A 7937-nucleotide genomic window follows, 5' to 3' on the forward strand; every position below is an offset into this window, starting at 1 on the left:
ATGGGCTGATTGGAGCTACCGACAAGGGCTTCCAGTTCCAGCTTAATGACAAGAAAATGACTGTAAACGGCCAGCAGCAGCCCGCCGACGTGGCTGACAAGTACCGCCGCTTGCTCGATGTGCAGCCCGCCGCCGATGGTAAAAGCAGCCGCAACATCCAGATTTCAGTGAGCGAGTAAGGCATATGTCTGCCCCGGCCGCCGCTGCAACGGCGGCCGGGGCAGACGATTTTCTTGAAAGTGATTTGACTGCTCGAAAAATTAGTCTTTACCCCTCTTCATTTATAGAGCTACCCTGCCCATGCGCTTTCAAAAAAAACTCGTGTTACTGCTACTGGCGGCCGGCCTGACTACCGCCGCGCAGGCCCAGCAAACAGTGCGCTACCAGGTGGGCAAGGCACGCTATACCAAGGTGCAGCTTGATTCGCTGGTGGCGGTCCGGGAGCAGCTTATCCGGGCCAAAATGCCCGACTTTCAATTCGTAGCTCAAACTATCAGCACTGAAACCCGCGGCGATACGCTGCTACACCAGATGAAGCTGATGGCCGGCAACGCGGCCGTAATTGCTAATATGGCCGGCTACCAGAAGTTTGTGGGCCAGTTGCTGCCGCCCTTCGAGTTGCGCACGCTCGCGGGCCAGATAATGCGCTCGGCCGACCTGCGCGGCCAACCTCTAATCATCAATATGTGCTTTACTAGCTGCCCGCCCTGCGTGGCCGAAATGCCGGCACTCAACCAGTTCAAGGCCGAAAATCCGGGTGCCAATTACGTGTCCATGACCTATGAGAGTCCGGCTAAGGTGACTGAGTTTCTGAAGAAACATCCCTTCAGCTTCACCCACATTCCTGATGCCAAAGCCTACTGCGAGCAGTTCACTACCAGCTACCCGCTCACCATTTTCGTGGATAAAAGTGGCGTCGTTCAACGTATTAATCAAGGGCTGCCGATACGCTACGACGCAGCCAATAAGCGCCCCGGCACCGAGGCCGATATGACGGGATTTCGGGAGGCCTGGCAGGCTATTCGGTAGGTGAATGGGCCAGGACCAAGGCAACCAATACGTCATCCGTTGTGGCCCTGGCTGATTTAATTATCGTGAAGTTTGCGTGAAAACAGGCAACGCTTGCGGTTCGGACCGCATCTATGGCGGCAAGCCGCCCGTTCATGTAGGGCCGCTGGTGTCTTTTTGGCCCAGTTGCCGGGTTTCGAGGTGGGCGGGTTCTTTACTTTTTTCTGCTGATTGATTTGATTTTTTTACTCTCTCGTCTATTCGTCGTGAAGCCTTATTGTGCCCTGCTGGGCCTGTTTATTTTGTTGCTGGCCACTCCGGCCTACGCCCAGAAGCCAGCCGCTGCCGGCTCCAAAACCGCCGCGGCCGACAGCGCGGCCATTCCGGCCCCGAGGCGCCAGTTTCAGGCCACGCGCATCACTGAGGCTATTAAAATTGATGGTGAGCTGGACGAGGCCGTCTGGCTGACTGCGCCGGTAGCCACCAACTTTATCGAAACCCGGCCCACGCCCGGCCGGCCTGAAAAGCACGCCACCGAAGTGCGCCTGCTTTATGATGATGCCGCCCTCTACATTGGTGCCGTGATGCACGATGTGAGCCCCGATTCTATCCTGCGGGAACTCACCCAGCGCGACGACTTGGGCAACACCGACTACTTCGCCGTGTTCCTCGACACCTACAACGACAAGCTCAACGGCTACGGGTTTTTCCTGACGCCCGGCGGCGTGGAGCTCGACGCCCGTTACTCGCCCGCCGGGGGTGAGGATTTCAACTGGAACGCCGTGTGGATGAGCCAGACCAAGCTACGGGGCAACGACTGGATAGCCGAAATCCGGATTCCGTACTCGGCCATCCGCTTCAGCGACGCGGCCGAGCAGGTGTGGGGCATCAACTTCGTGCGCCAGCGCCAGAGCACGCGCCAGCAGTTTTTCTGGAACCAGGTAAAGCCCCAGGTAGATGGCTTCGTAAACCAGTGGGGCGAGCTGCGGGGCGTACGCGACATCAAGCCGCCGCTGCGCCTCTCGCTCACGCCCTACGTGTCGAGCTACTACGATCATTTCCCCTTCAACGAGCAGGGTAAACGCAACTCCAGCACCAGCTTCAACGGCGGGGCCGATGTGAAGTGGGGCATCAACGAAAGCTTCACGCTTGATGCCACGCTGGTACCCGATTTTGGACAGGTGCAGAGCGATAACCAAGTGCTCAACCTGTCGCCTTTCGAGGTGCAATACAACGAGAACCGGCAGTTTTTCACCGAGGGCACCGAGCTGTTTAATAAGGGCGGTCTGTTTTACTCGCGTCGGGTGGGGGGGCAGCCCCTGGGTTTTTATGAGGTAGATGGCCAGCTGCGTGGCCGCACGACCAGCCCGGAGGGACAAATAAAGCAGGGCGAGTACGTGGTAAGCAACCCCGGCGTAACGCGGCTGCTGAACGCCACCAAAATATCGGGCCGTACCAAGGGCGGGCTGGGCGTGGGGCTGTTCAATGCCCTGAGCAACGACGTGTACGCCACGTTGCAGGATAGTACCAGCGGCGAACGGCGCGAGGTGCTCACCCAGCCGTTTTCCAACTACAACATCTTCGTGCTCGATCAGAGCCTCAAAAACAACTCCTACGTCTCGCTCATCAACACCAACGTAACCCGCAAGGGCAGCACCTACGACGCCAACGTAACCGGCGGCCTGTTCCGGTTCGCCGACAAAAGCAACCGCTACGCCCTCAAGGGCCAGGCCAACTACTCGCGCCGACGGGGGAATGTGTTTGGTGCCGATGAGCAGGTTGACAACCGCGACGGTTACAAATACCAGCTGGAAGTAGGTAAAATCAGTGGCAATTTTAATTGGAACCTGAGCCATGGCATCGAATCGGATACCTACGATCCGAACGATTTGGGCATTCTGTTCTCCAACAACTCCATCAGCCAAGAGGCTTCCGTCAGCTACAACAAGTACGAGCCGTTCTGGAAAGTGAACCAGCTCAGGACCGATATGGGCATCTACCAGACCCTGCTCTACAAGCCTACCCGGTTTCAGAACCTGGGCTTTTATGCCGGCGCAAACACCACGTTTACAAAGAATTTCTTCTCGACGGGCTTCAACGTAAATGGCAACCTCGAGGAGCAGGACTTCTTTGAACCCCGCCGCAGGCCCTTGGGCACGTACTATGTGCGGGTGCCGGCCAACCTGGGGATAAGCGGCTACGGCAGCTCCGATTACCGCAAGAAGTTTGCCTATGATATCAGCCTAGCTACCCGGCTGTATCAGGCCGATGGACAGCGTACCGACCGCGTCAACTACGGGCTGGGTATCAGTCCGCGCTACCGGGTCAGCAACCGGCTTTCGTTCCGCTACAACTTCGACTGGCAGCTTCAGCAAAACCAGATTGGCTATGCCGGGGGCCTAAGCAGCCGGCAGGAGGCGGATCGGCCATTTATACGCAACGGCGTGGCCGATGTAATTCTGGGCCGCCGCAACCGTACTACCACTACCAACACGGTGTCGGCCAATTACACGTTCACCAACCGCATGTCGTTCACCATCCGCACCCGCCACTACCTGAGTGTGGCCCGCTACCGCGACTTCTCGCGCCTGAACCCCGGCGGCGAGGAGGAAGCTGTGGACTACCGCCGCAACCGCGACAATAGCTTCAACGCTTTCAATGTGGATGCCGTGTTCTCGTGGTGGTTCGCGCCCGGCTCGCAGATAACGGTGGTCTGGAAGAATGCCAACGCCAGCGAGCTGGCCGGCGACCAAACGCTGCCCCAGTACTTCACCAACTTCAACAACACGCTCAACACGCCCCACAACAACTCGGTGTCGGTGAAAGTCCTCTACTTCCTCGACTACCTGACGCTGCGCCCGAAGCGAGGGTAGGGGCCCGTCGTATGTGCCGGTCGCTGGGTGCGGCAGGTACGGTTTAATCTTGTCTTAGTGCTCCTAACAACCTGTTTCGCCATGAAACGGATAAGCCTACTAATACTCTTATTTCTGATGTTGCTGGAAGCGGCCTGCGCCCAGCAGTTCGTGGTTAGCTACCCGGTTGGGGCGTACGGCGGGCCTTTCAGCGGCAACGTTATCCTCTACCTTTCGCGCCGCAATGCCCAGCCGAAGGACCAACCGGGCTGGCCCTGCTACCGGCTGGCGGTGCGTAATATTCTTCCGGGGCAGGCCATTACGTTCTCCGATTCGGCCCTATCGTACCCCACGCTGCTTTCGCGGCTGGAGCGGGGCGAATACTATGCGCAGGCCGTGTGGGACTTGAATCTTGGGGGCCGTATTATCGGGCAGAGCGTGGGTAACCCGTATAGCCCAGCCCAACGCGTTATGCTGGACGCAACCACCGATACCTTCCGGCTGGTGTGCAATCAAACGGTAGCAGCTCCCAAGTTTGTAGAAAGCGCTTTTTGCAAAGAATTTAAGGCTCCTTCAGCCCTGCTAACCCGCTTCCAGGGGAGGCCAGAGTCTCTTAATGCGGCCGTGATTTTGCCCGCCGACTACCATCGGCACCCGCGCCGTCGCTACCCGGTGTTGTTCACGGTGGGCGGTTTTGGCGGCGACTATCACCACTACTCACGCGCCGTGAGCACCGATACGCTGCCCGCCACCCCGATTGACACACTGGCCTGCATTCGGGTATACCTGGATGGGGCCACCACTTTGGGCCACAGCGTGTATGCCAACAGCGCCAATAACGGCCCGGTTGGTGACGCCTTTACGACCGAATTTTTGCCGCTACTCGACCAGCGTTACCGCACCAACGGCGCGCGGCTGCTGCGCGGGCATAGCAGCGGTGGCTATACAGTAGTGTACCTGCTCACGCATTATCCTCGCCTGTTTGCCGGCGGTAATGCCAGCGCCCCCGACCCCGTAGATTTCCACCGCTTCGAGCTAACTAACCTGTACACCAACGCGAAGCGAATTGAAATTGTGGACTCAGTAACCTATGGCGAACTGCTGCCGACCGTGGCGGTTCGCGACCGACCTAACATGATGCACCGTCTGGAGGACATCATTTATCGAGGCGAGCAGGAGGTATCGTTTGATGCCGTATTCAGCCCGCGCGGCCGTAACGGGCTACCCCAGCCGTTATTTAACTCTACCACCAACCTGCTGAACCGGCGGGTCTTCGCTCACTGGAAACAGTATGACTTGACGCGCTATGTGCGCCGTAACTGGACTCGGCTCAAGCCCGACCTCAACGGCAAACTGCGGATTTCAGCGGGCAACGAAGACAGTTACTACCTCAACTTCTCTGCCATGCTCATGGAGCAGGAAATGAAGAAGCTGGGGGCAGATATACCGTTTGCCTACTATCCCGGCGACCATTTTAGCGTGATGACCCCTGAATACAAGCGGGCGGAAATTATGTGGCTGAAAAAGACCTATCTGAACTGGCTGGCCCAAAATACCGAGAAGAAATAGGGGAGGAAAAGCTAGCTGAACCTCGCCAACAAATACCTACGGTAGCCCCAGCAGCTCGCCGGCCGCACCGAAAGCCGATTTGCGGCCGTCGCGCACGGCCTGCTCAACGGCGGCCAGTTGCTCGCGCACGGCAGGGCGCTGGTAGAACTGGGTTTCCAGGTTCTGGCGGATGGTTTCGTGTAGCCAGTGCAGGTTTTGCTCCTGGCGGCGCTGTCCGAAGTAGCCACTTTCCTGTGTCTGGGCCACGTAGCGCGTAATAATTTCCCATACCGTGGGCACACCCTGGCCCGTGAGGGCCGAGCTGACGGTTACCTCGGGAACCCAGCCGCTGGGTGCCAGCGGGTAGAGGTGCAGCGCGTTCTGGTACTCGCGGCGGGCCCGGCGGGCGGCCAGCTCGTTGCCTTGGTCGGCCTTGGTGATGGAGATGGCGTCGGCCATTTCCATGATGCCCTTCTTGATGCCCTGGAGTTCGTCGCCGGCCCCGGCCAGCATCAGCAGCAGGAAAAAATCGACCATGCCGTGCACGGCGGTTTCGCTCTGGCCCACGCCCACTGTTTCCACGAAAATAACGTCGTGGCCGGCCGCCTCGCAGAGTAGCAGCGCCTCGCGGGTGCTGCGCGTAACGCCACCCAGGCTGCGGCCGGCCGGCGAGGGCCGGATGAACGCCTGCGGATGAAAGGCCAACTCGTTCATGCGGGTTTTGTCGCCCAGAATGCTGCCGCCGCTGCGCTGGCTGGTGGGGTCGACGGCCAGTACTGCCAGCCGGTGGCCCTGCTCGCGCACCAGATGCAGGCCCAGCGCCTCAATAAACGTGCTTTTGCCCACGCCCGGCACGCCCGTAATGCCCACCCGCACCGAGCGGCCGGCGTGGGGCAGCACGGCATCAAGCACCTGCTGGGCCAATTCCTGGTCGGAGGGCAGCGTGCTTTCTACCAGGGTAATAGCCTGGCTGAGCCGCACGCGGTTGCCGGCCAGAATCCCCTCGATATAGTCGGAAGCAGAAAAGCGTTTGGGCACGAGGAAAGCAGGGTAGAACGTTATCTTTGAAGCCAGTTGTGCAAGCTACTTCCCCCGCCTCAATTTACGCCCATGAACCGATTTTTACTCCTGACTACTGCCGGCCTACTGGCGCTGCCCGGGGCCGGCTGGGCCCAGAACGAACTGAGCAACTTTACGGCCACCGGCCGGGGCGGGGTAGCCACCACGTTTGCCACCGACTATCAGTGCATCGGCATCAACCCGGCCAACCTGGGCCGCAAGGGTGGGTCGCTGGTGGCGTTTACCATCGGCGAGGTGGGGGCGGGCGTCAGTTCGCAGGCCCTCACGCGGCAGCAGCTGCGCAAGTTCGTGTTCGATACCAACGAGGCCCTCACGCCGGCCCAGAAGCAGGAATTCGCCCGCGCCTTCACTTCCGACAATGTGGCCAACTTCAGCATCGATGCCACCACCGTGGGGCTGTCGGTGCAGCTGCCGGTGGTGGGGGGCGTGGCTGTCAGCCACCGGCTGCGTACCTCCGGGCACATCGGCCTAAACCAGAACGCGGCCGAAATAGCGTTTCTGGGTCGCGATGCGCCAATTTACCAGGCCACGGCGGCCGGCAATGTGCCGCTGGTATCGGAGGCGCTGGCCGGCACCAACCTGCAGCTGTCCGCTCTGAGCGAGTTCAACCTGGCCTGGGGCACGCGGATAATCGATCTGCCGCTGTTCCAGCTCTCGGCCGGTGCCGGCTACCGCTACATTCAGGGTGTGGGCATTATTGATATTCGGGTGGAGCCGGGCGACCTGCGGGCCTACAGTTCCCTCTCGCCGCTGTTCAACGTCGATTACGGCAACGTAACTACCAACCCCAGCTTCAACCTGAAAACCGGCGCGGGCCTCAAGCCCGTGGGCGAGGGCCACGGCTTCGATGTGGGCGTGGCCGCCGAAGTAGGCAAGGCCGTGCGCTTGGGCCTGGCTCTCACCGACCTGGGCCACATGACCTGGACCGGCAACCTGCTCACGGCCAACGACCAGAAGCTCAAGAAGCTCAAATCGGAGGGCATTGGCTCTTACAACTTCATCAAGGAAGCCGCCGAAATATTTGGCACCGGCACCGATAGCCTGTTCGAGTACAAGGCCGACCAGGAGCGCCGCGCCAACCTGCCCACCAAGCTGCGCGCCGGGGCCGGCGTACGCTTGAGCGAGTATTTCGAGGCCGGCCTCGACGTAACGCTGCCCCTCAACGACGTAGCCGGCAACTTCATCACGCCCTTCGTGGGGGCGGGCCTCGATTTCAAGCCCACCCGCTGGCTACGCCTGAGCAGCGGCCTGAGTGGTGGCGCAGGCTATGGCCTGAGTGTGCCGCTGGGCCTTACAATTTCCACTTCCTTCTACGAAGCCGGCGTCAGTACCCGCGACGTGGTGGGGCTGGTGGCTTCCGAAAATCCTTACCTGTCGGCCGCCGCTGGTTTCCTACGGTTCCGACTGGGCGGGAAGAGCGACTAAATGATGCAGGGGCGGCGGGTGTCC

Annotated in this window: 5 protein-coding genes; 4 read left to right on the forward strand and 1 reads right to left on the reverse strand. The window is 60.0% G+C overall.

The window, feature by feature from the left end; genetic code table 11:
- Positions 1 to 300 precede the first annotated feature (300 nt).
- From HW556_RS17380 to HW556_RS17390, 3 genes are all read left to right on the forward strand, one after another.
- Positions 301 to 1029 carry a TlpA family protein disulfide reductase gene (locus HW556_RS17380; RefSeq protein ID WP_176901393.1) on the forward strand — a complete coding sequence of 243 codons (729 nt, stop codon included), beginning with the start codon at positions 301 to 303 and terminating at the stop codon, positions 1027 to 1029.
- Positions 1030 to 1244: 215 nt separating this feature from the next.
- Positions 1245 to 3881 (forward strand): DUF5916 domain-containing protein, encoded by a 2637-nt coding sequence (locus HW556_RS17385; protein WP_176901394.1) that lies wholly within the window; start codon positions 1245 to 1247, stop codon positions 3879 to 3881.
- Between the two features lie 81 nt (positions 3882 to 3962).
- A complete protein-coding gene (locus tag HW556_RS17390; protein WP_176901395.1) occupies positions 3963 to 5429 on the forward strand; it encodes an alpha/beta hydrolase-fold protein in 1467 nt (488 codons plus the stop codon).
- Positions 5430 to 5465: 36 nt separating this feature from the next.
- On the opposite strand, the gene meaB is transcribed toward HW556_RS17390, so the two are convergent.
- Positions 5466 to 6446 carry a methylmalonyl Co-A mutase-associated GTPase MeaB gene (gene meaB / locus HW556_RS17395; RefSeq protein ID WP_176901396.1) on the reverse strand — a complete coding sequence of 327 codons (981 nt, stop codon included), beginning with the start codon at positions 6444 to 6446 and terminating at the stop codon, positions 5466 to 5468.
- Positions 6447 to 6518: 72 nt separating this feature from the next.
- On the opposite strand from meaB, the gene HW556_RS17400 reads away from it, so the two are divergent.
- Positions 6519 to 7913 (forward strand): DUF5723 family protein, encoded by a 1395-nt coding sequence (locus HW556_RS17400; protein ID WP_176901397.1) that lies wholly within the window; start codon positions 6519 to 6521, stop codon positions 7911 to 7913.
- The last annotated feature ends 24 nt before the right edge of the window (positions 7914 to 7937 follow it).

The sequence above is a fragment of the Hymenobacter terrestris genome, assembly GCF_013377905.1.
Taxonomy (GTDB): Bacteria; Bacteroidota; Bacteroidia; order Cytophagales; family Hymenobacteraceae; genus Hymenobacter; species Hymenobacter terrestris.

Bases quoted from the DNA above. Each gene is read 5' to 3' on its own strand.
- HW556_RS17380 (WP_176901393.1), top strand. From the start codon at position 301: ATGCGCTTTCAAAAAAAACTCGTGTTACTGCTACTGGCGGCCGGCCTG.
- HW556_RS17390 (WP_176901395.1), top strand. From the start codon at position 3,963: ATGAAACGGATAAGCCTACTAATACTCTTATTTCTGATGTTGCTGGAA.
- HW556_RS17400 (WP_176901397.1), top strand. From the start codon at position 6,519: ATGAACCGATTTTTACTCCTGACTACTGCCGGCCTACTGGCGCTGCCC.